Annotated in this window: 20 protein-coding genes and 2 pseudogenes; 3 read left to right on the top strand and 19 right to left on the bottom strand. The window is 32.8% G+C overall.

Annotated elements, in window-relative coordinates:
- Positions 1–127: 127 nt before the first annotated feature.
- From A9C19_RS05275 to A9C19_RS05265, 3 genes are read right to left on the bottom strand one after another with little or no spacing between them, the layout of a single operon-like run.
- Complete coding sequence (locus A9C19_RS05275) at positions 128–2089, bottom strand: hypothetical protein (RefSeq protein WP_072578970.1); 1962 nt, start codon at positions 2087–2089, stop codon at positions 128–130.
- Positions 2090–2596, bottom strand: coding sequence for an ABC-three component system middle component 4 (locus A9C19_RS05270; RefSeq protein WP_072578969.1), 507 nt, complete (start codon positions 2594–2596; stop codon positions 2090–2092).
- Positions 2589–3821 (bottom strand): ABC-three component system protein, encoded by a 1233-nt coding sequence (locus A9C19_RS05265; RefSeq protein WP_072578968.1) that lies wholly within the window; start codon positions 3819–3821, stop codon positions 2589–2591. Before A9C19_RS05265 ends, A9C19_RS05270 begins: the two co-directional genes overlap by 8 nt.
- Before the next feature lie 224 nt (positions 3822–4045).
- Here A9C19_RS05265 and A9C19_RS05260 point away from each other — a divergent pair, with 224 nt between their 5' ends.
- Positions 4046–4384: a helix-turn-helix domain-containing protein gene (locus tag A9C19_RS05260; protein WP_072578967.1), complete on the top strand. Its 339-nt coding sequence runs from the start codon at positions 4046–4048 to the stop codon at positions 4382–4384.
- Between the two features lie 11 nt (positions 4385–4395).
- On the opposite strand, the gene A9C19_RS05255 is transcribed toward A9C19_RS05260, so the two are convergent.
- The 6 genes and pseudogenes from A9C19_RS05255 to A9C19_RS05235 all read right to left on the bottom strand — a co-directional run.
- The gene (locus A9C19_RS05255; RefSeq protein WP_072578966.1) at positions 4396–5418 is read right to left on the bottom strand and encodes a helix-turn-helix domain-containing protein; all 1023 of its coding nucleotides are present in this window, start codon (positions 5416–5418) and stop codon (positions 4396–4398) included.
- 751 nt (positions 5419–6169) lie between these two features.
- Positions 6170–7768: a recombinase family protein gene (locus tag A9C19_RS05250; RefSeq protein WP_072578965.1), complete on the bottom strand. Its 1599-nt coding sequence runs from the start codon at positions 7766–7768 to the stop codon at positions 6170–6172.
- Positions 7750–9183, bottom strand: a complete 1434-nt coding sequence (locus A9C19_RS05245) for a recombinase family protein (RefSeq protein ID WP_233499271.1) — start codon at positions 9181–9183, stop codon at positions 7750–7752. Before A9C19_RS05245 ends, A9C19_RS05250 begins: the two co-directional genes overlap by 19 nt.
- Before the next feature lie 13 nt (positions 9184–9196).
- On the bottom strand, positions 9197–9361 hold the full coding sequence (locus A9C19_RS21685; protein WP_158515058.1) for a hypothetical protein: 165 nt from the start codon (positions 9359–9361) through the stop codon (positions 9197–9199).
- Positions 9362–9568: 207 nt separating this feature from the next.
- Positions 9569–11047 carry a restriction endonuclease subunit S gene (locus A9C19_RS05240; protein ID WP_072578963.1) on the bottom strand — a complete coding sequence of 493 codons (1479 nt, stop codon included), beginning with the start codon at positions 11045–11047 and terminating at the stop codon, positions 9569–9571.
- Positions 11040–12338 (bottom strand): annotated as a pseudogene (locus tag A9C19_RS05235) (HsdM family class I SAM-dependent methyltransferase); the annotation flags it as partial. The gene A9C19_RS05240 and the pseudogene A9C19_RS05235, both read right to left, overlap by 8 nt.
- Before the next feature lie 67 nt (positions 12339–12405).
- Here A9C19_RS05235 and A9C19_RS05230 point away from each other — a divergent pair.
- Both A9C19_RS05230 and A9C19_RS05225 read left to right on the top strand, forming a co-directional pair.
- A pseudogene (locus A9C19_RS05230) lies at positions 12406–12534 on the top strand (DUF2975 domain-containing protein); the annotation flags it as partial.
- 10 nt (positions 12535–12544) lie between these two features.
- Positions 12545–12766 (top strand): helix-turn-helix domain-containing protein, encoded by a 222-nt coding sequence (locus A9C19_RS05225; RefSeq protein ID WP_072578960.1) that lies wholly within the window; start codon positions 12545–12547, stop codon positions 12764–12766.
- A 267-nt stretch (positions 12767–13033) separates the two neighbouring features.
- On the opposite strand, the gene A9C19_RS05215 is transcribed toward A9C19_RS05225, so the two are convergent.
- The 10 genes from A9C19_RS05215 to ltrA all read right to left on the bottom strand — a co-directional run bounded on the left by A9C19_RS05215 (position 13034) and on the right by ltrA (position 22980).
- On the bottom strand, positions 13034–13633 hold the full coding sequence (locus tag A9C19_RS05215) for a hypothetical protein (protein ID WP_072578958.1): 600 nt from the start codon (positions 13631–13633) through the stop codon (positions 13034–13036).
- A 182-nt stretch (positions 13634–13815) separates the two neighbouring features.
- Complete coding sequence (locus A9C19_RS05210) at positions 13816–15018, bottom strand: hypothetical protein (protein WP_072578957.1); 1203 nt, start codon at positions 15016–15018, stop codon at positions 13816–13818.
- Positions 15019–15104: 86 nt separating this feature from the next.
- Positions 15105–16520, bottom strand: coding sequence for an NPCBM/NEW2 domain-containing protein (locus tag A9C19_RS05205; protein WP_072578956.1), 1416 nt, complete (start codon positions 16518–16520; stop codon positions 15105–15107).
- A gap of 564 nt (positions 16521–17084) precedes the next feature.
- Positions 17085–18128: a PDDEXK family nuclease gene (locus tag A9C19_RS05200; RefSeq protein ID WP_072578955.1), complete on the bottom strand. Its 1044-nt coding sequence runs from the start codon at positions 18126–18128 to the stop codon at positions 17085–17087.
- A gap of 167 nt (positions 18129–18295) precedes the next feature.
- Entirely contained in the window at positions 18296–19210 is a 915-nt protein-coding gene (locus A9C19_RS05195) for a hypothetical protein (protein ID WP_199445812.1), read from the bottom strand.
- 146 nt (positions 19211–19356) lie between these two features.
- Positions 19357–19881, bottom strand: coding sequence for a hypothetical protein (locus A9C19_RS05190; RefSeq protein ID WP_072578954.1), 525 nt, complete (start codon positions 19879–19881; stop codon positions 19357–19359).
- Positions 19882–19893: 12 nt separating this feature from the next.
- Positions 19894–20064 carry a hypothetical protein gene (locus A9C19_RS21680; protein WP_158515057.1) on the bottom strand — a complete coding sequence of 57 codons (171 nt, stop codon included), beginning with the start codon at positions 20062–20064 and terminating at the stop codon, positions 19894–19896.
- A 96-nt stretch (positions 20065–20160) separates the two neighbouring features.
- Entirely contained in the window at positions 20161–20454 is a 294-nt protein-coding gene (locus A9C19_RS05185; protein WP_072578953.1) for a hypothetical protein, read from the bottom strand.
- A 2-nt stretch (positions 20455–20456) separates the two neighbouring features.
- The gene (locus A9C19_RS21675) at positions 20457–20648 is read right to left on the bottom strand and encodes a hypothetical protein (protein ID WP_158515056.1); all 192 of its coding nucleotides are present in this window, start codon (positions 20646–20648) and stop codon (positions 20457–20459) included.
- A 538-nt stretch (positions 20649–21186) separates the two neighbouring features.
- Positions 21187–22980, bottom strand: a complete 1794-nt coding sequence (ltrA, locus tag A9C19_RS05175; RefSeq protein WP_199445779.1) for a group II intron reverse transcriptase/maturase — start codon at positions 22978–22980, stop codon at positions 21187–21189.
- Between the last annotated feature and the right edge of the window lie 488 nt (positions 22981–23468).

Genomic DNA, 23468 nt, shown 5'->3' with positions numbered 1-23468 from the left:
ATTCTCTATTTGTCTAGTACGCTATTCATTGTTTTGGCTAGTTAATTCCTCCTCATTGCTCGTAGCAAAAGCATACCTCTAATTCTAAAGTGATTTATTAATATTCTTTAAATTATTCTCATATCCATTAAGCGTTATCTATCAAGCCTTTTGAATCCCCTATACCGTCTACACTAAAATGCTTAACTACAAACTGTTTCAGTGTGACTTCCAATCCTCTTGGAAGTTGATTATCAACAACAATAATTTGATGGGTATCACTCAAATTTTCATGAAGACTTACAAGGTATTTATATAGGTTGACATACTTTTTGGGGTCTTTAAGTCCCTCATCATCAAAAATTTCTCTAATAATGTCTGCATTAGAACTCGTATCATTTGTTCCCAAATATTTAGCTAAAGTATCAATCATTAATATACTTGGCAAATAAGTATTATTATTAGCCCCATACTTTAGTAGACTAATAAAGTATCCTATAGAAACAATAGTTCTCAACCCGCCCGAAGTTAAATTATGATAATCTTTATTCCGCACTACTGGAAGAAGAGAGTTTTTATTAATTGATATCCCATGAGCGTTCCGTATTGGAATTATTTGTAAATAATCACTTAATATATCAGCAATATCTCCAATTACCTGCTCAATTTCAGGGGTACCATTTTTTAAGCCTTCTAGCTTTCCTTCTAATTCAGTAATTTGCTCTTGAATAGTTTCTGCATTGTGGTTTAACTTGTTTAGTTTTGTTCTTACTTTTTGAAAATATAAGATTCTTTGTTTAGTCTCATAAATAGTAGCTCTCTTAGACATCATTTCATCTCTTTGAGCCAAATATGGAGATATAATTTCCTTGGTGTTCATATCAAGGGTATTCTTCTTTTCAGCTAATTCATTTTTCCATTTTCTTAAATTATCCTCAAAGATATAAACTGCATTTCGTTGCTCTATTATCAAACCATCAATATCATCTATTCTTGATTTTATTTTTTTTATTTCATTTTTTAGCATTTGTTCTTCATATTGTATTATTGTATTATCGTGAGAATCAAGAACTATAGCGTTATCACATACTGGACAACTTAAATCTAGTTCCCCATCATGTTCTGGCAAGGCTTCTTTGATTTCAATTGCAGCTTTTAGCTTATCAATATCCTTTTTATATTCTTTTCTTAACCTAACATTCTGTTCAAGTTGCGTTTCTTTTATCGATTTTCCAACATGAGTTTCGCTAATTTGTTGTTCCAACAACAAAATATCTTCTCGTAAATCCTCAAATTTTTCTGTATCAGATAACAGAGTAGTGTTAATTTTACTGATTTCTCTCTCAACGAATTTAAGCTCTAGGCTAATTTGTTCAATTTTATGATTTATGCTATCCTCTGTCTCAAACTTGGCATCTCTTAAGAAGGTTGAAATTATCTTATATTCTGCTAAAAGTTCATTCTTTTTCCTTCTCTTTTCTGATAACTCTTTTTCCATTTGTAATATCTGGGTATCGAGAAGATTGTGAATAAACTTAAAGGTTTCTTTGTTTTTAGTGAAAACACTAAAGTTCTTTCTATCTAACATATCTCTGTTACCCACATCATCTTGATTAAGATAACAAAATTTAAAGATATCCCTGAAACTTAATCGTATGGTTTTGGAATCTGCTTTTGTCGGTGCCTGTTTTACTTCAATTAGGGGAATATTTAAAGATTCAAGTAAAAAATCTGAGAAAAAACCATTTGGACCAGTCTTTTTATAGTCGGGTCCAAATTCTAAAGGAAATGTGCCTTCCATATCTTCAATGCTTGAAGGATAAACTTCTATAAAATCATTAGGGTTAAAAATATCCCGTTTAATAGTAAATAACTCTCCGTTAAGTAAAACTTCTAATAAAGCTTCTTTACCATGTATTTCAAGTTCTTCATACATATAAATATTTTTTGACCCTAATAAATAATTTACTAAATTTAATATACTTGACTTACCAGTGTCTGAATCACCATATATAATATTTAAGCCTTTGTGAAATTCAACTACATAATTTTTATCCCTACCCACAAGAACTAATTTGTTTATTTTTAGATTTGCTGCTGATTTATTCATTTAATTTTCTCCTTGAATAAAAGGGACTACCTTCATTTTTAATTGTGATATTGTTAAAGACTTTAGTTTAGTCATGGAATCTGCCATTATTTTCAAACGCATTAAATAACTAGACGCCATTTGTTCAACAAATTTTTTTCCATTGTCTGTAGGTTTGAAATAAATATCATCTTTTACATTAATGCTTATTAATTGTTTAGTATACAACAATTTAGTAATTTCCTTTATTGTATCTCTTTCAAAGAGCAGTAACTTGGTTGGAGAAATTGTCTCAATTGACTCAGTATCATAATCCTCTAAATCAAATGGATTATTTACACCTTCACTTTCTAATATGTGGTATAAAATCTTTGGATGGTGTAATAAAAAATCAAAAATTACGATTTTTTCTAGATTGAGAACCTCTCTGCCATTTCGCAGAGTAGATAAATAATTTATTATAATTAAAGCCCTTCCAAGTCTAATATTAATGTCAAATTCAGGAACAATAAATGGAACTTTAATCATGTGCTCGTTCCCCACGTAGTTCATTAACTTTCTCAATTTGGGTTTCTTTTGCCCACATAATTTCACTATCTAAATTATTGGCTAACTGGTGTAACATGCCTGTTTTTTGAAGAGCATCAATCATTGTAAGGGAACTTTTTAAAAAATTTCTATCTTGTTTTAGAATTTGCCCATGTAAAACCGTTACTAATTCTGTACTATCTTTAATTTTTCCTGACAATAGTTCGCCGAAATGAATAGTATATAAATGTTTAATTTTCGTATATAGCGCCTCAAGGTGCGACATATTAATTTTTTGAGATAATAAATATTTTGTAATATATTCAGCGTTATAAAAAGTTTCTTTAGAACTTCCAATTACTGTCTTATGAACATCTGCTAATATTAATTTTATAACAAATATTTCTTTATCATATTGACCAATGTCATTAAATTTTTTTACTTCAACACTAGTTTCACTTTTCTCTGAAACTTCTAATAAATATTTTTTCACCGTCAAAAAGCTATTTGTGTTTTCATTTTCTGGTTTAGTTATTGAAAAATGATTATCACGACAGTAAAATTGTGACTGCCTTGTCTTTTCATGCCCAGTTGAGCTTGTTTCTTCTACGACTTCATCATGCTGAGCAATAAGATAAACGGTTTCAGGTAGACCTTCTTCTTGCCAAAGCCATTTGTTAGTAAGCTCAGTCAATGTTTTACTTAACGGTTCCAAATCTATTACTTGCTTATTTTTCTTGAATAAATTTTTTCCAACAGCAGCCCAATTAGAACCATTATGTGGTACTGCTAAAGAAAGTAACAATTTAACTTTAGTATATTTATTTCTTTCCAAATCTTTTAATATATACCCTTTGGAAACTAGTCCTCCCATGCTATGTGCAACAATCACTATACTTTCATAATCACTACAGTTAAGCGATATAGTGGTTGATATATAATCACTCAATTGCAATATATCTAAACTTTTTTTTGCAACTGCATTGCCACCAAAAACAGTTCGACCAATAAAACTTAATCCTGCTTTCACTCTGTAAAAGTTTAATAGTTCGGTATCATATGACAGATAAGCAAAATCAAAATTTTTTTTTATAACCTCATGTTCTAGCAACATATTTGGAAAAGGAACTCCGTTTGAATTAACCCACGTATCGTTGTTACTAGTAAATCCATGAATAAATAGAACGATATTTTTGTTATTATTTTTATGTATTAGTTCAAACATTTGATAATACCTCCAGAAAAAAACACTTAAAGCTATTATAAAATACCTATCAGTTATTGTCATTATTTTCCGAATTAAAGGTATCTATTGACAGAAAAACCTACATCATTTCTAAGTTTACAAAAAATGATTCCAATTACATTTAAAGTCCATTCGTAATCATAAAGGTCTTTCCAAAAGACATATCGAATTATATTGGTAGGATAAAAATGGAGGGGAACTGTATGCTAGGTAACTTAGGAGAAAAAATTAGGGAACTACGCACCCAAAAAGGTTATGGATTGAACGAATTTGCCCGAATATTAGATATATCATCAGGTTACTTGAGTCAATTAGAAAATGGCAAAACAGAAAACATTAACTTTACACTCCTTCAGAGATTACAAGAAGAACTTGCCCTGCTACCCCTGAACTTAGAAACAAACGATGAAACGAATACCCGACTTAGCCGAGCTGTCCAACAGGTGAAAGCACTACAAAATGTAGATGAAGAAGCTGCCGAGTTCATCATACATAATTTAGAAACATCTATAGAGTGGTTTATGAATAAAAAACTACGATGAAAAAGCGGAGCCTATAAAGGTTCCACTTTTTCATTTGCACTTACTTTTAATAATCCTGATAAATCAAGTTCTTCAACATATCCACCACCAGGTTCAATGCTCTTAGTCACCTTATTTTCGGGATTGCTTAATTCAACAGTATTTTCCTCAAATGCTTTTTCTCCATTTTGTATTTTTGGTAAAATAACTATTTCAAAGTATTCGTTCATAATTTCCTTTCTATTTTGTCCGGTAATTATCAACTCTTGATTATTTATCGTTAATATAAGTTCATATTCTCCAGTTTCGCTTTGTAAGTCTTCATCACGGAACCTTCCATCATCGTTATAAAAATAAGAATAAGCGTTTCCTGCTTCTTCTTTAAATTTCTTATTTGCTTCTCCCTTTAATCTCTCGTTTGCTGGATTGGAATTCCAAAATTCTTTTCTAAAGAATGCAACAAACTCATTTTCCGATTTTACTCCATGATTGCCGCGTCTAACTATTTTTTCAGTTTTATCCTTTTGTACATTTGTTTGGTTATTCAATTCAGCCAGGATTTCATTTTTTACTTGTTTTAATTTTTCTTCTATCATTTTTTCAAAATCTTTATTTTCATTTTCATCTTGGATTATTGCTTCAATTTGCACATGTAGTTCTTTTATTTCCTGTTCAAGTTCCAATAACATTTCAAATATCGTAGCTGTTTCATTACTTGGTTCCATCTCTTGATTTTCTTTTACTTCAATTGTTGAATTTATTTTTTCATTTGGAACCTTTAACTTCCGTTTATTTACAATGGAAGTTATCCCAGTAGGAATCCTGTCATTTACTTGATGATAAACCTTTAAAATCTCTAAAAGCCCTGGTCGTTCTTCTTCAATAAATGCTTTTAAATCCTCTTCCTTAATGATGTATCCCTCTTGCTTATATGGCGTACCTGCTGCGATAATTCTCCCTTCTCTTATCCACTTCCGCAGAGTTTGAACAGAATCTGTAATGTAACAATCTTTAAGGATTTTCAAAGCTTCTTCCGTATTTAATGTTCGTTCCATAACTGACCTCCCTGGGAATTTAGTCCTCTTGGGATTATATGAGATAAACCGTAATAATTTGCTTTTTAAAAAATATCTTCTGCAATATTATCATTGCAATATTCTTTTAATAACATTAGATTGGTGACATTGCTCAATTAATATTAATTGATAAGCGAACAAATAGCCGACTTGCATTCGACAACAGAACAAAAAACCGACAAAAGGAGTTTTATCTTTTGTCTAAAAATTCAAAATAAAACACAAAATGCTCAAACCATGCGGTACACGGGGTTTGAGCAATATCAACGCTTCTTCATGTCGGTTATTTGAAACAATCGCTATAGTGATTGTTTCAAATAACCGACAATAAGCAAAGGCTTGTACAAATAACCGACATATAAAGGTATAGAATAATTCAAAATTGCATTTTTTTCATGCTCTAGAAACTACTATTTCCAGTAATTGTCGAACTGGAATTCTTACATTTTACATTTTGAATTTTTAATGAACTGCTGGGACAAGCTCCAAAAAAGCCAAAAACCCCTCATGTTTTAACTTCATTTAATTTAACTTAATTTCATTTTATTTAATTCATTAAGAATCCTTATTTCGTTTAATCAAAATGCAAAGATTTCCATTAAATTATTTTATTATGATATGCAATCGGCATAAAAAAAGAAGAACGACTCTAAAGTTTACCTTTAAAATCGTCCTTCTTCATAATTTTCACTTTTCTAATCAAATCTTCATTATTTATGGGGTGTTCAGTTTACTTTTCAAAATAGTTCTTAAATGGAAAATGAAAAGCGAATTCAATTTTTCCGTTCTTCTCATTATCAATGGTATATTTACACTCTTTTACAGTCATCAAAACGATGGAACGTTTATCAGCATGACTTAATTTATCAAAACTCTCAGGTAGTAAGCTTTTATCAAATGTATTATTAGCTGGTTCTGCTAATACTGCTTCTAACTTCTTGATTGAAAAATCAAACTTTTTATTCTCTTGCTCTAATTGAGCTAATTGATTCTCTAGCTGCTGTTGAGTCACGATAAGTGCAATCAAAACTTCATTTTCATGTTTCACGAATTCTTCTATTCCCATCTTGCATTCTTCAGTTATTTCTTTAACTTCTGACTTTATCTCTTTTAATAACGCCATCTTTTCAGAATACATAATATCGTTATTATCTTTGGTTGCTTGTAGGGAGTGTAATTCCTCCAGTAAAAGAATTCTTACTTCTTCTTGGAATAATTTATCACTTTTTTCTTGTAACCAGGACCAATATTTATCAAACTCTTCATCTAACTTATCTGCACGAACTTTTTTCTTACACGGACTAATATACCACCTTGAGCCTCTTCCTTTACTACGCTGGTCTTTTGTAGAAAAAGAGGCTCCATTGCATGCTGGACACATACACTTTAATATTCCTTTAAAATAAAATGAGGTATTTAAATACTTCGGTGCACTCGATTTCAATTTAGTGTATTTTTGCCAACACCGTTCCCACAGCTCTTTTGAAATCGGTGAATTATTAATGACATTCGTTCCTGTAGCTTCTGTCCATTCACTTCTGTCCTTAAATACATAACCTCCCTCATTTGGAAAGCGATGATATACATATGCGCCCATATAAATAGGATTTGTAACAATGTATTTTACCTTATTCGGTGTCCATTTTTTCTGCTCCTGGCTTATAGAGGTATAACCGCCGTACAATTCATTTAATCTTTTGGCGATACTGTTAAAAGTTCCACTCGTGCTGTACCATTCAAAGATTTGTTTTACGATTTGAATCTCTCCATCGATAAATTCAAGGCTTTTTTCTCCAGCAGTTTCTTCTAATGAAAAACCATATGGCACTTTCCCTCCTCTCCATCTTCCGCTTTTCATTTTCTCATTTAATGCACTTCGAATCCGTACCGACATATTATCCGTTTCGAGCTTACTTAATCCCGCTTCAATAATATTTCGAATGATATCATCTGATGTGTATAGTTGATTTTTAGAAGCAATAATAACGGGGATATCCAATTTTTGAAATAACTTACGAAGAACATCATGCTCTTTTGGTTGACGAGAAAGCCGGTCCAAATCAGATACAACAACGGCATCAATATTTTTTTCCTGAGCCTCTTCTAGGAGTTCAGCTAAATCAGGTCTTTTGGTGAATGGCTTTTTTGTTGCTGAGATTTTATCTTTAAAGTCTAGTGTTTCAACATCTTCTCCAACATTTTTCAAATACTGTAAAATGATATCATTTTGGCGTGAATATTCTTGACTCTCTTGAGATACCCGCAGATAAGTTGCTATTTTCTTGGCATTAAGCAATCTTTCTTCGATGCTCATTTCCTTATTCGACAATTGCTTTCCTCCCTATTCATTCTCATGTCTGTTCTGTAGATTATTTTCACATGTAAATCTGTATCCACCTCAATTCTTTCAATGTAAAAGCGTAATAACTCTTTTTGTTTATAGTTAGAAAGGGATTGTATGGTTGGAACTGGGAGCATTTTATTTAATGAAAGAAAAATTCGTTCACGGTTTTCTTCTAACTTTATTTTTGTTAATTTTAAATTCTGAAAGCACTCCTTATATCCGTCAACATACGGCTTAAGGAATTTTTTCTTTTCTTCACCTGTTTTGTATTTCGAAGGGTTGGCAATACATACACTGGTCATTTTTTGTAACATACCTTGTGCATTTTCTATAGCTTTTTCATTTTCTAGGCAGGCGATTTCTAATGGTGTTATTAGTTCTTTTGTAACATAAGCAACGATTTCGGCTTTATTTTTTGCAACATGAGAACTAATTCGAGAGTGAACGGCTTTTATAATCTGGTTATCTAGCAGTTCTACACTGATTCTTAAACCCGATTTGTGATTTGGGCAAAAATAATAACCTTGTTTCGAACTAAGTTGATTTTTACAACAGCTGCAAAAGAGTACCTTCTCTAATTTGGGATTCACAGTAATTACTTCCTTTTCGAAAAATGAATCTTCCATCTTTATTAATTTTTCATTTGCTGCATTCCATAATTTTTCTTCAACTGCTTTTATCCTGGGATTGACTGCTTTACTTCTTATTGAAATGCCTTCATAAGTTGCTGTCATCCAACCTTTGTGGAGTTCTTTTGGAATAAATTCCACTAAATCAATATTTTTCAAGGATGGTCTTTTTCCTTTTAAGGAAACATTTGCTTCTTTTACAGTTTTAAAATCACTATTTGCAACGAACTCGTAAATTTCTTTAATTTTCTCTTTGTTCTCATTGGTTATCATTAACTTTTTCTCAATCTCACCGTCTGTATTAATTTCTTTAATATGATAAAACTTTGGTGGTCTACCTCCTCCCCACTCTCCTTCTCTTACTTTAGCAATACGAGATTGAATGAGTCGTTGAGTAATATTATTTCCTTCATGTTCAGATATCGCACCAAATAACAGTTCAATAAAATCACCGACAACCCCATCAAACATCTGAGGCTCATTATCACCTGCAAAATGCATGGAAACTTTATGTGCTCTTAATAATTCCACAAATTCCATATACTGGTCTGCTCGTCTAGAAATACGGTCTCTCTTAAAAACAATAATTCTTTCAATGAAACCACTTTTCACTTCTTTCATTAACCGCGAAATCTCTTTCCGTTCCTCAAGCTCAGAGCTTCTGGCTGATTTCTCTCCCTCATTAAATACTTCATGCACCATCCAGTCTTGCTTTTCAGCATAGTCCTTACAAGTATTAATCTGATAAGGAATAGACGTTTTTTGTTTCATTTCATTTAATGACCTACGAACGTATATCACCGTTTTTTTCATGATGTTCACCGTCCCACCGTATCTGGTGTAGTTCCCGTTTTACCATACTGAAATAATACGCTTTCCATTGCTTTTCAAATTCCTTGTCATAAACATATTGAACTGAATCAATTTGAATCTCTTCTTGCTTTTTCAAAGCCATCATCCTTCCATGTTTATACTTACAGTATTTAACAAGAAAGGGAAAAATATTCACGAATGAAAACAAAATGTTTTTAATTATGAATTACAATTTATAAATTGCCACTTTTATAATGTATGAAGGATTTTCGATTGGACAACACTGTAAGTCCAAATGTGCTGCAATAAAAAAAGGCTCCCGATAATCGGATGCCTAATTTGTTTATTTTACTTGTTCTTGAATCATTTTCTTTAATAATTCAATCGCATTTTCATCGTTAAGGTCATTTGTTCCAAGTTCTCCTCGGAAGGCTTTTGACATAACAGACTTTTCAGTTTTTTCAAGCACACTGCTTAAGTGATTAATATTGTTTTCAACTACTTTGAGCCTCTCAAAGGTAGACTTTATTGTTTCTACAATTTTTATTTGTTCCTCTAGTGGCGGAAGTGCTAACTTTAATTTTCTACATTGTTCAAGCGAAATATTACTCTGCCCCACAACTCCCCTTGTACCTTGAAAAACCTCTTCTAATGTTTTTTCGTATAATAATGAATAGTAAATATATTCGTTCAGGACATCTTTAATGGGGCGGAATATTGCTATTGCTTGATTTATATTCCACTCAGGATAAGTAGGAGGTACAATTGCTACCTTTCCAAGTGGGGGTCCAACAATATTCATTAGTACATCTCCTGGATAAACTATGGAACGCTTAAGTTTGTTTTCATGTACCGTTTTAGGTATAAAGCCAGGCTTAAATTCAAAATCGATTTGATTATCAACAATGTTATAAACTTTTAAAAAGGGAACATCTCCTTCAAAAGTTATCTCTGAGGTTTTTGGAGTTGTACCCTTGGTTATGTTGTCACAAATCAACTCAAATTCAACCATAACCCAATCATTAGGGATATTTTTTGGTTGTTCTAATAATAAAGAATTAAAGCGTTCAATATAATATTCCTTATCTCTCTTACTCCTAGATAAATTTATTCTTTCAGCACTTAATTGAGCTACAAATTCTTCACGAGTAAATTTACTAATATTACTCTTGCGCCATTGTTGTGTTAAATCCCCTTTATAAGCTTTATTTAAAACTGCATTAATCTGAAGTATTAATGTTTCCTTCGCTTCCTTAATTAATTTCTTTACTTCTTCGGTTTTATTTAATAAACTCTCTATTTTCTCAGCTATGCGTTTTTGTTCATTTAATGGCGGCAATGGAAAAGGGGTTTCATCAAATACTTTCTTTGTAACGTGTACCATGCCAGAACCATGTGTTTTACTATAAAGAGAAGAAATAAACTGTTGCATAGCAAAATAATGATATTTCTTGTCAATAAAGCTCTCTACTTTAAAAATATGCTGATTTAATACTGCATCTGCTCCGTTCCAAATATAAGCACCAAGTGTTGCAGACCATGAAATTAATAAGTCACCTTTTGTTATTTCATGCTTTTCAGCTACCTGCCCCACAAAGTAGTTTGGTTCCCCTTTATTTGTACCCGTTAAATCTTGAATTCTAATAATAGGTCTTCCTTTATCTGACCATTCTGTTGGTTTAAATGCTCTACCATTATAATAGTTACCTACCTTACCAAGTTTTGTCCACACCCAATTTTTTGGGACTAAGTATGGTTCTTCTTCAACTAGAACAATAGCTTCATTAAATAAATCTTCGATGGTCTTTTTTTTCTTACTCATTTACGTCCACCTCGTCATCTTCAACAGCACGTAACTCTTCAACTACTTCATTTAATAAATCCATTGCCTGTTGAAGCTTAGCGATAGCTTCTTCTGCTGATTCGATTGGGTCTGGTAGATTTGAATATGATGTAAGGGATTCATCTGCAATTAGACCTATATCTAGGCTGTCATCTTTTTGTGCAATCTGTTCACGCGTAAACAGGTTCCATCGCTCATCTACTACTTTTGTACGGTCTTCAGCTACATATGCCTTCATAAACCCTTCGAAGTGTCCGAGGTTTAATTGATTTCTCTTACCAAAAGATGACATGTTTGTTCTCAGGTCATAGACCCAAACATCTTTCGTATTATTTTGGTCTGTCGTTCCTCTTGTAAAGAACAGCACATTTGTTTTTACACCTTGTGCATAAAATATACCAGTTGGAAGGCGCAGAATAGTATGCAAGTTACATTTATTCATTAAATCTCGGCGAATTTGTGCACCTATCCCGCTTTCAAATAAAACATTATCAGGTAAAACGACTGCTGCACGAGCTTGTCCGTTATCTTTTAGCGCGTTATAAATCAATTGCAGGAAATTCAATTGTTTGTTGGAAGTCGTAAAGGTTAGGTCATCACGAGTAGCTCTTTCCCCACCTTTTTTCGTTCCGAATGGAGGATTTGTTAAAATAACATCAATATTTTTTATCCACTTGCCATTACTTGATAAAGAGTCACCTTGTTCGATTTTGCCTTCGATATCATGAAGCAAAGCGTTCATTAATGCTAAACGATGGGTATCTTTAACAAGTTCCATTCCCGTAAAAGCCTCTTTCTTTTGAAATTCGGCTTCTTGAGGTGAAATTTCATAATAGTCGTCTGTTTTATTTTTCAAATACTGGTCTGCAGCAATCATAAATCCAAATGTTCCAGCCGCAGGGTCATTACATTTCTCACCTATTTTTGGGTCTATCAATTGAACCATTACATCTATTAGAACGCGAGGTGTAAAGTATTGTCCCGCTCCAGATTTCTTCTCACTAGCATTCTTTTCTAATAATCCTTCATATAGGTTTCCGAGACCCTCATATTTTGCATGATACCAATCAAGTGCATCAATGGATTTAATAATTTTCTCAAGGTTCTTCGGTTCTGAAATACTAGTAGCTGCATCACCATATATTTGTCCTAATATAGGATTTGAATTATTTCCCAGTTCAAGCAATAATTTCTGGTAGAACTTCTTAAGTTCTGTACCTTCTTTTTCCGTTAAATCATCCCACCTATACCCTTCTGGAATAACATTTTCTCTTAGTTTAGTTCTAATAGGGTTAATATCTGTGATTATACTCACGGCAGGTGAAGGGGAAGACATAACAGGTGTTATTGGCTTAGGATTCATCCTCACTTTTGCTTCAATGATTATCGCAGTCTTTGCTGCTGTTCTTCAAAGGCTTTTAAAAGAAGCGATTGATATAAAATCAGAAAATGATTTAACGGTCTGAGGTGGCGAATATGGCGATTATTATTAATATTGATGTGATGTTAGCAAAACGGAAAATGAGCGTAACAGAACTTTCTGAGAAGGTGGGAATAACGATGGCTAATCTTTCTATATTGAAAAATGGAAAAGCAAAAGCGATTCGATTTTCCACTTTAGAGGCAACTTGTAAGGCTTTAGACTGTCAGCCTGGTGATATTTTAGAATACAAACCTGACCAAGAATATCAAGAATAATAGGAAAAGAATTTGTTTTCAATAAATGGCTTCGTTAATTCAATAAGAATGGTTCATTAAATGCAAAAAGCTTGGAAAACTTCCCAAGCTTTTTTGTATGCTAATTATATTGTTTATTCACTTGTATTTTATGCTATGAAAACGTTTGTTATATGGTCTGAAAATTTAGATTTTCTCCACATTATCCGAACTACTTATACAAAATATCTTGTTGCTTCTTTTAATTATGCTGAATTGCATTCAATTACTTTCTATCCACATTCCTCTTTATAATCTTGATTGCTTGGAAATCCCACTAGGGTTTCTGACTTTTTTATTTTTGGGGACTCCCCTGATTTCTCTTACAATGGCTAAAATACTTTTCATCATTAGATACGGTACAATTAGCGTATATACAATATAATAAAAACCAGATTTAAATAAGACATCTGTATCAGCGTCTTGTATAAATACATATGTCATATAATCTTCACCAATAAAGTGCCCTATAAAATTAGCAAATTGCCTTGTAGCTATTGCAAGACATCCTAGATAAAATAAAAAATTAAAAAATTTTGATTTGGCTCGTGTTAAATACATTAAAACTGTAGTAACCACAAATCCTATATAAATATATACCTGATATACTACCGACATCCCAATTATAAAATGTGCTCCAATAAAAACAAATATTAATAGTGCTATTACTAATGCTATTTTTATAATACCAATTGCGAATACAGTTGAGCTATCATCATTTACCCAATGCCCCTTGCTTTTTACATACCCCCGCTCTTCAAGTTCTATTTCAGCCTCGTAATCTCCCCAACTAGAATATTCCATTAAATCTTCATCAAGTTCGTCTTTATAATAATTTTTCTTTGACATTCAATATCTCCTCTGCAAAAATGATAAACACTTGAAAAATCTTCAATATCACCCTTAGCTAATTGACTTTCTTTTTGGTAGCATTAGATTTTCTGATTTAATGATTTCTTAACTGATTTCCCTATATTTTCTTCATCTAAATGTATGCTCAATTTTCACTTATGGTTCCGTATCCTCTTCTTCTATAGTTGTCCATTGCTTAACTCTAAAAACTCTCCATTATTAGTCTGAATAATGATTCTGTTCTTGATAACAAAGTAATCTGTAATATCAGATTTAATCAAACTAGATTCATTATTTGTTAAATCGAACAGGTAGAGAGACAAATTATCATTTATAAGCAAAAAATTATCATCAAACAAAGTTGTTTTCATAGCAGCTTCATAACACTTTACTTTTTCAGAAGGTGTGATAATCACACTTTCGTCTTGCTTAGTTTTTACTCCTATTACCCAATTGCTATCATCAGCATAATCGAATCCAAACAGCTCTGTTACATCTTCGCTAGTAATTTTGATAAATGATTCGGTTGGATTATTAGGAATAATTTTCTCAAAAGAATCCTTGTCTTTATTAAATGCGAAAACATCATTATTAAACAAAAAAAGTTTATCAGCATTTATGTCTATTGAAGAATTTCTTTCAGTTTTTGAATAATTGTCTACATAAGACGGTAGTGCTGTATAGTGAATAGACGTTTTTCCTGAGTCCGTTTCTTTAACAATAAAATAGACTAGTCCATCTTTAATTGCCATATCTATTGCTTCCATATGGTTATCGTGAAGATAAATATCAAACTCGTTTTTTTCAAAAGTTTCTAAATCTAAATAATAAAAAGCTTCTTTCTTGATAGCATTTTTCGTATATATAATGTAGCGCTCATCTGGTGAAATAGAGGCAATGTTAATATGTTCATCAATAACGAATTTTTTTGGAATCTTTTTATCATAATAGCTCAATACACCGTTGTAATTGTGAAATAACAAATAATTCTCACTAGAGCCAATCAAAGTAGCTGCGGTATTTTCATAGTTCGCTTCTTTAATGAACTTAAAATTGAAATTCTCATTACCAATTGTTACATTCCCTTCTTCCAGTTTTACATTATTAAACGGGTCAATAAAACCAGTGTCCTGGGGCAATTTATTTTCTTGATTTTCAGGGTCATCTTTTTTACATGTAAGAATTTCTTCAGGCTTAGAAGATTTTTCTGGTTGCTCGTTATTAACTACCTCTTGTGCCTTATTCTCACCTTTAGCTTCAATTCTCTTTGCTTGTTGTGCTTCAGCACTAGAATCTTTTGTGCTATCTACAGTTTCATTGTTATTGCTGCATCCAGTAAATATAATTAGTATGGCAAGTAACAAAATTAATGTACGTTTCACAAGCTTTCCTCCGCTTTCCAGTTGTAAAATCATCTCAAAAATAGGCAGGAATAAACCTGCCAAAGAATAACATAACTTTTTAGAGATTACCTTTGAACTCTCACTTCTGAAATGATAATAGGAACATATCTTTCTTCTTCGTTTTCATCTCCAGAAGGAATATTTGAATCAATGAAAAGTGTTACTTTTTTAACTCCACTTACATCAATACTAACTTCTTCTAACGGGGTATCAGACTTTATTTGTTTAGAGAATAGAACTTCTCCAGTTGGTTTAATTTGACCTTCTTCAAAAGAGAAATCATCGCCGTATACATATACATCATACTGTTGGTTTGTTTTACTTTCGTTTTGTGCTGCTCCAAATTGAAATGAAAGTGAATCATATCCTCCAACTACATACTCAAACTCAGCAAAACTATCTGTTCCTACTCCATGACTAAAAAACGGGTTAGTCAATTGAATAGCATCGTAGACCCTTGTTCCACTTGCATCAATAAAACCTTCTAATGTTTTTTTATCTAAATATCGTTCGTTTTCTTGCTCAAAATTGGTCATTATCCCTTCATTCATTTCTTCACCTGTATTTTGATTAATAGCAAACAATTCGTTTCCAATTGTAAAATTGATAGAATGTATGCTATTTTTACCCAAAGGATAAGCTAATTCGATATTTTGAACAAAATCTACAGTAGTTCCTTTATAAAAAGTATCGCCTTCGTTGTTAGTTTCTAATTCAATGATTTCACTTATCCCCATTTCTGGTTGAAATAGTGTAAGTTCGGGTTTTCCTTCGATATCTTTTTTGAATTCAATATTCCCTACTAATTGAAGGGTTTTAAAGGAGATATCCATCGGTGCTACAGATTGAATAGTTATTTTCATCTCCTCATTTTCTCTAACAAATGCTTCTTCTTTTTTCTCTTCTTGATTGAATTCAATTCCATTTAATTTAACCACTTCTTCTGTCTGTGGAATTTCAATTGTTACCATATTTTCCTCATTAAAATTCCCATCAATGTCGTTAAACAAACTTAAATCCACTCTCGCAATTTTTCTTCCTTCTACATTATCTTCTGATTTATAAATGTGATATTCTACATTATCAAATTTTCTAATTTCTATTCTGTCATCATTATCTAATACAAAATCATTACTATCGTTTAATATTACTTTCATTTGCATATCTGTGTTATCTGCTTTAGTTAATTCTTCTTCGTATTTTAAAACGACATCAAATGTTCCTTCTTCATTTTGTCTATACCCATAAAATCCAATAGAACCGACTTCGTTTTCGTACATTACTACTTCACTTTTTGTTAATTCTATTTCAGGTAGTGTCCATATTATATCTTCTACCTTTTCTTCTGTATCGTTATGATTTGTACTAACTTCTTTCACTTCTCTATTCTCTTTTTCCTTTGGTTTTTCAGTGGTTTCTTGGCTACAACCTACAATCGTAATTAACAATAACAAGGAAAGCATTTTTAAGAAATAATTCATTCGTCACTTTATCCCCCTAATTTAAGTAAAATCAATAAGAAAATTTTACCACAATCTAACATATAAATGTCACAAAAATAAGAAATTCTTCTTATTAAGTTCTAGAGCAAATACACTATGAGTGGTCGAGTATTGATACTGGTCTTACAACTAATTACCTGTAAAATAACATTAGTGTTAATAATATTGTTTATATAAATTAAATTAGCCTACTTTCCAAGTTTAATTGGAAAGTAGGCTCGTTTTTATTTTCATCTTCCACCTTGGTTTCTATTTATCCCAAAGTAAAACTCAAGTGCTTTCAGAAATGCTTCTTCATTTTTCATCGTGTTGTGTTCCATAAGTTTCTTTACCTAACTTAACGGAGAAGACGACTTGCTCACGCTGCATCACCTCAATGACACTATATGCAAAATGGTGGCTATATGGAAAGACATTCCTTTTATGCCACCATCAATAGAATTAAACGAGCGATTTTAACCTTTGATGTAAAATCTCCCCTTATTTCAAGTTCCCTATAATTTTATCGTAATTCAACATTAAAATTTATCAGACCCAACTTTACTATTGAATAGGGTCAAAACCCATGCCATCAAACAAATCATAATGTTTCAAGCGAAGTTCTGATAATGTTTGTTTTTGCTCCTTCACTATTGCATAATCATATGCGTTTACTTTCCCACTTGCGGCGAACTGTTTTGCCCAAGCATTTAAAGAAATAATCTTGCCTTGGAACTCAACATTATTACCTTTATGAAGAAAAGCTTGGGATTCATCTTCTCGATTTTTAAAGAAAATTTCATCCCCGTCTGCCACAATCCCGACCTCAAGCATATGTGTAAGTTTCGGAAATGTCTTTCTTGTCCCTTTAGATTGTTTTCTTGCGGAAGGGCGTTTTTGCTCACTGCTAATAATTTCTGTAAAATAATCCTCATCGGAACCAAGAGGCAATAGTTTCTTTATTTCAAGGAGATATTCCGTGCCCCCTTCCCCTTCAATTACTTGAGGTGCAATTTCAAAGCAAGAAATATCTACTGATTTAGATAATAGCCAAGCAGAAGCAGACAAGACATTCGTATCAAAACTCGAAGCAACCAGTATAATACGTTGGTCTGCATTGAAATTATCAAATGAATCATATTTTGTTAAGAATTGGAGGATACGGGATATTCCTGTCTCGATAGCCGATTCTCTTGTAATATGTTCGTATCTCACTAAGTAATCAGCATACACTTTTTCTACCAATCCTTCTACACTCGTAATTTTAGTGAATGACGCGGCATACCGAATCGCTTGCGATTCAAAATTATCCTTTCTCATTCGCATATCTTCCTCGTCTCGCTTGATTTCGATAACTACAACATTCCCATTACTATCGAGTGCGACTAAATCGGTTCGCTTGTTGTTGTTATTTCGAACTTGTTTGCCGATTACCATTAAGTCGTAATCTTCTTCTTGGGTTAACACCTCAATGTTTTCCTGTAGAAACTCTTCTAAAGCATTTTCTATCAAACCTAAGCTTTTATAAGTAACTTTGGAGATATCATATTCATTCTTTTTCATTTTCCTTGCTTCCATGTTTTCTTCTAATTTGATTTTTACCAGCATCCTTATCCTCCTCGGAATTATGTAGCACATGCATTATATTATTTCAATACTTAATAGGTCGAATCGAGCTCCATCCTCGCCAAACAAATGAGGACATTAACTTAAATATTAATTAACAATAGAGAAGAAAAAAATGATAGCTTAGAATTGATGTAAACTCTAAGTCATCATTTTTCGCTCGATAAATTATTTCTTTCTATACATTTGTTTGGATTAATTTTTATTAAGACCCACTCACCACTTATCCCTTGTTTATATTGAGCGATTTCAATGTCGGTTCCATTCGTTAATTCAAAAAAAACAAAAAGGTAGTTGTGACCATCTGTACCATAAAAATAAATATACTTTATATATCCTTGTTTATATGTTGGATGCCTTCTTCTAACGAGCTTACACCATTCACCATATTTTATGTCTACAACTGCTTCTGCATCATGACTCCATCCGTGATAAGCTGCACATAAAAAGTCTTCACCGTTAAAAACCATATCATCAATCTTAAACCTATTATTTTCTTGTTTGACAGTTATAAATCCATAGTAATAAGCAAAGTAAGTAACATCCTTTCCTGCACCTTCAATTGTCTCCACTTCAACGAAAAAGCGCCAACTATTTTGTGAGTTAGATACACTATTTACTCTTTTTAATTTAATCAAATTAATATGACCAATATTCTGAAAAGAATGTAAAAAATCATGATATGTAACTCTTTTTTGATAATCTTCAGTAAGAAATTGATAAGCAACTGGATATGGAATAGTTGCCATACCTACTGTACCGCAGCCTCCTGTCTTTCCCTCTGTAAAAATTGCAGCCTCCCTCAAGACACTAAAATAGTTTAATATGGCATTTTTAGGTGAAGTCATTAAGTTTTGAGGTAAGTGAATTTCAGACACATCTTTTTCATAATAAGGGTCAAAAAATGCAAATGGAAATATTCGTGAATTTAAGGCAGACAAGCAGGATGGGCGAAAATACTTCTGATTAACATTTACTTTATTTAAACGAATATCATCTAAATTTGCTTTCTTGATTTCACTTTTTTGAAGAAAACCTCCCATAAATAAAACTCTAGAGTTCATCTTTATCCCTCCCTAAATTTATCCTATTGAGAGAAAATAAATTAAATGCACTTGGGTATTAAAAAAGGGAGTTGGTGTATTAGTTTACTTCGATTATAGATATAAAAATGTGACATCGAGCAGAGTATCAGTTCTTATCAATTTATTTATTCTGATTTAAACTTAATCTTCTTTGGTTGATACATTTTATCTTTAAATTCATAAGTAATTTCAATCGTACCAATGAACATAGCGGGAGTAATTTGAGCACCTATAGAAGCAACCAAATGATTATCAACCACATCAAATTTGACGATACTGCCAAAAGCAACATCTTTAAACAAATGGTCTAGTGGGATTTGAAACTTTTCGATATTAATTACTGTGTTCTTATCGCCAATAGACACTACAGCTACATGTTGTGTCAGCTTTGTTTTAACATTTTTCAAAATAATCGCTATGGGATTGTCTACTAGAACCTCTTCATAAATCTCGCCTATATTAGTTTGGGATTTATTTAATACATGGACTTCACTATCTAAAACCCCTGTGCCATAGCCTTTTGTTAATACAATAGTTAAATCTTTATTCTCATCTTGATTTAAATCATTATTTAGGATTCTTGGGGCATATGTAGGATTGGTTACATTCATCCAATAAGGAAAATATCTTGTTCCCCCATCAATCTTCATTTCGAAATCCCTTTACATATCATTTTTTCTATCTAATTGAGTAGCATATAAAAAAACATTCGCTTCTTCTGATTTTGAAATAACTTTTTTGTATTGAGCAAATACTGTTGTCATACTTTGATAATTAGAAATAGCAGAAATAGCATTAATCATGACCAGTAAAAACAGAATTTTGTGCCACATATGGACCACCTCATGATTAATTTACCTCATGTCTTATTCCGATATTCTACACCGTTATTACAAGAAACGACTGCTCTTATTAAACAATGGGACCTGTTAGTTTAATAATCCTTGCTTTTTCCATTGGTCGAAATACTTTTGATAACCCATTTCTTCGGCTGTCCTAGTGTATTGGGTATCTTCCAATTTAAAAGTATGAGAACCCGACAAGGCTTTATAGGTAGGATTTCCTTCTATATCTCCGAAAAACACTTCCAATGTATTTATATCAACTGATGTTGATGTTCCATTCTCATAGGTTTCAAGAATAATGAAATCAACCTCTCCCTGCTCAGTATGTCCTTTAAACATTAAGCCAGCTTTTTTTAATGACAAGTATAATTGTTTCATATTTAACCTCTGCTCTCTCCGAAAGATATATCCCTTATTGTACTATTCTGCCCAGTTAGCTCAATAAAGAAAGTAGTTGCCGCAGCAGCAATCCCTTGTAAAACTCTTGCACCCGTTAGTTGAATAAGATAAACCATAATCCCCAACTGATAATAAGAATAATCCCAATAATAGAAAATATTATTCCAACCCATTTTGTAAACCAATTGTTTATAATTAGTTCGGTTTCATCACCATTTGAACAATACCAAGCCTCAAGGATATCACCTATTGAATACTTACCTTCAGTAAATCCTGAATTGGACTCAAAAGTCTTGACTGAACCATCATTTTCATCAACAAATTCAATAATAGGTATAAATGATTGAATTCCAGTTCCTTTTCTTATTCTTTTCTTTTTAAAATCAACAATCTTCCCTTTAATCAAGACTGATTTGCGGATAAGATTATTTGTTCTTATAAAATTCACAAAACCCTGTATTAAAGCAATAACACCAATTATAAACCAAATGAATGCTAGTATATTTCTTCACCTCCAATTGTTATTTACGGTCAGGTGAAAATAAAGTTTCAATCATTCTAGTTCAACTATTCGTTAGCAATAGGTAAGCGTTTGAGATTATCTCCGGCTTTTCCCCTGCTCCACACGGAACGTGCCAGTTTCCTAGCATTCCGCGTTCCATCTAACGAAGTTATATTAATTATAAGTTTCAAGTTACTCTTGGTTCTGGATTATATAATTTCTAACTCACATTTTTCCCGATATTTATTGATTTTCTTAAGCATCGGTTCTGTGATGCCCAGAATTTTCTTGAGTAAATCTATCTTAGCTGAATCTTTCATATGGATAAGTTTATGTACATCTTTGTGAAGGATGCGTAAGTTATGAAACTTGTCACTTCCTTCCAGATGTATAGGAATATAGTGATGACAGTGCACATCTTGTGCTTGGAGGAATAATCCCGTGATTTCACAGATTCCTTTTTTCATACTGTATCGACTAATTCGGTTGTCCATATATTCGACACTCCGTGTCGGGATTTTCGATTCCAGTAATAAAGCTATTTCATGCTTAATATTCTTTTGCAAATTTTTAATAATCTGCTCTCGTCCCTCCATCGTGAATGGTGTTCGACTTTGTGTGAAGCTAATAACGTTTTTTGTCTGAACATTGGCGAGTGGGAAAAGGTGAATACCAGCAATTTCAAATGTCTTGAACCCCAAACTATAAAATTTCTTATAAGTTGGTGGTGCATTCGTTGGATGTGAATATTTCCCGATAGGCTTAAGACGATTGTACATCATTGCACCTATTTCATAAGCAAGACGCGAGAACGCTAAATTAACGTGTGTAGCTCTGCAGAAGTAATTATGTAACCCTAAGACAAAACTATTAAAACGCAAAGCATTTTCAGCTGTTGGTGAAGAGCGAAGTATTTCAATCCGTTTCTTTGTTTCAGCTTTTATCTTCTGTACTTTCTCGGCTCGAACAAAAGTGTGAGCCACTCTTTTTTTACCTTTACGATTTGCGAGTATGGTAAATCCAAGAAAAGCAGATGCATGCTTACGTAGATTAATAATCTTCGATTTTTCTGGTGATATATCAAGTTTTAGACGTTCTTTTAGGAATAGCTTTACTGCATGATACCATTTTTCAGCTGTTTTCCAATCTCGACAAAGTATTTTGAAGTCATCTGCGTAACGTACCAGATAACCTTCTTTTAGATGAGTGCGCTTTTTCGCGAGAAGTTCACCTTCCCTAGACTTGAATGATTTATGAAGGGGGAATAGTTCCCATTGATTCGCCACCCATTGGTCTAGCTCATTTAAAACAATGTTTGATAGCAGCGGCGATAACAACCCACCTTGCGGAGAGCCTTTAGTAGGGATACCCTCGCCATCAATCTCGGCTTTTAACATTTTAGCAATACATGCGAGGACTTGTCTGTCTCGAATGCCTATACTCCATAGTTGTTTAATTAGTAGTGTGTGATTGATATTGTCAAAGAATCCCTTAATATCAATGTCTACAACGTAATGAAGTTTTGAATGATTAACTAAAAATTGTATTCTTGCCATTGCATGGTGGGTAGACCGTAGAGGTCTAAATCCGTAACTGTGGTTGTAAAAGTGAGCTTCCGCGATTGGCTCTAGCACTTGTTTAAAACACTGTTGAATAATTCTATCGAGGATGCATGGAATGCCTAATGGTCGCATTTTGCCATTATCTTTTTCTATCAGTTTCCGTCTTACTTTCTTTGGACGATAATTCTTGAGCTGTCTCTGTACTTCTTCTATTAATTCATTCTCGGTTCGTTTCTCGATATCTAATATGGTTTTCCCATCTGTACCGGGAGTCTTCGACCCTTTATTTGACTTAATTGTTCGATAAGCTAATAAAATATTATTCCTCGACGTGATAATGTCGTATAGATAATGGAACGTTTCTTTATTTTTTGCCCGTTGATGTAAGTCTGTAAAGGTGTCAGTCATATCATAATAATCCCAGTATCGTAGAGCTTGCACTGTGGCATCATTCCTTTATGAAGTGATGTTCCCACGTTCTTACCCGACCGGTGCAATGCACATTTGAAAAATAATTAAAACTATCGCTAGACTTGGGGCTGTTCCTCCACCTTCATTACAAAGGCTTCACCAGTCGTACCCCTACCCTCATAAGGACAAATGCATTTCGTCATAAACTTATAGCAACCGTTTTGGGTGACAGCCCTTGAATCAACGTCCCTTACTTTCCAAGTACCTTATAACCTAGCTATCCATTCTAAACTTAGGTGCTTCCTGTAAGCCTGTGAGCTGGATATCGCCATAGTTCGATATAACGTGTTTCAGAGGAGCAATTTTTACTCTACGTCACTCACCCCATCGTACGATGGGACAATAGTTTCCTATTGCTCGTAACTCTAGACCCGTACATTCGGAAGTTCGTCTGTTCTTTTCCACAAGATAATTCTCACCATATTTAGTTTTTCAGCCATCCGGCATATCCATTGGCA

The sequence above is a fragment of the Bacillus weihaiensis genome (assembly GCF_001889165.1).
Lineage (GTDB): Bacteria > Bacillota > Bacilli > Bacillales > Bacillaceae > Metabacillus > Metabacillus weihaiensis.
This window is presented reverse-complemented; position numbering and strand designations above follow the sequence as displayed.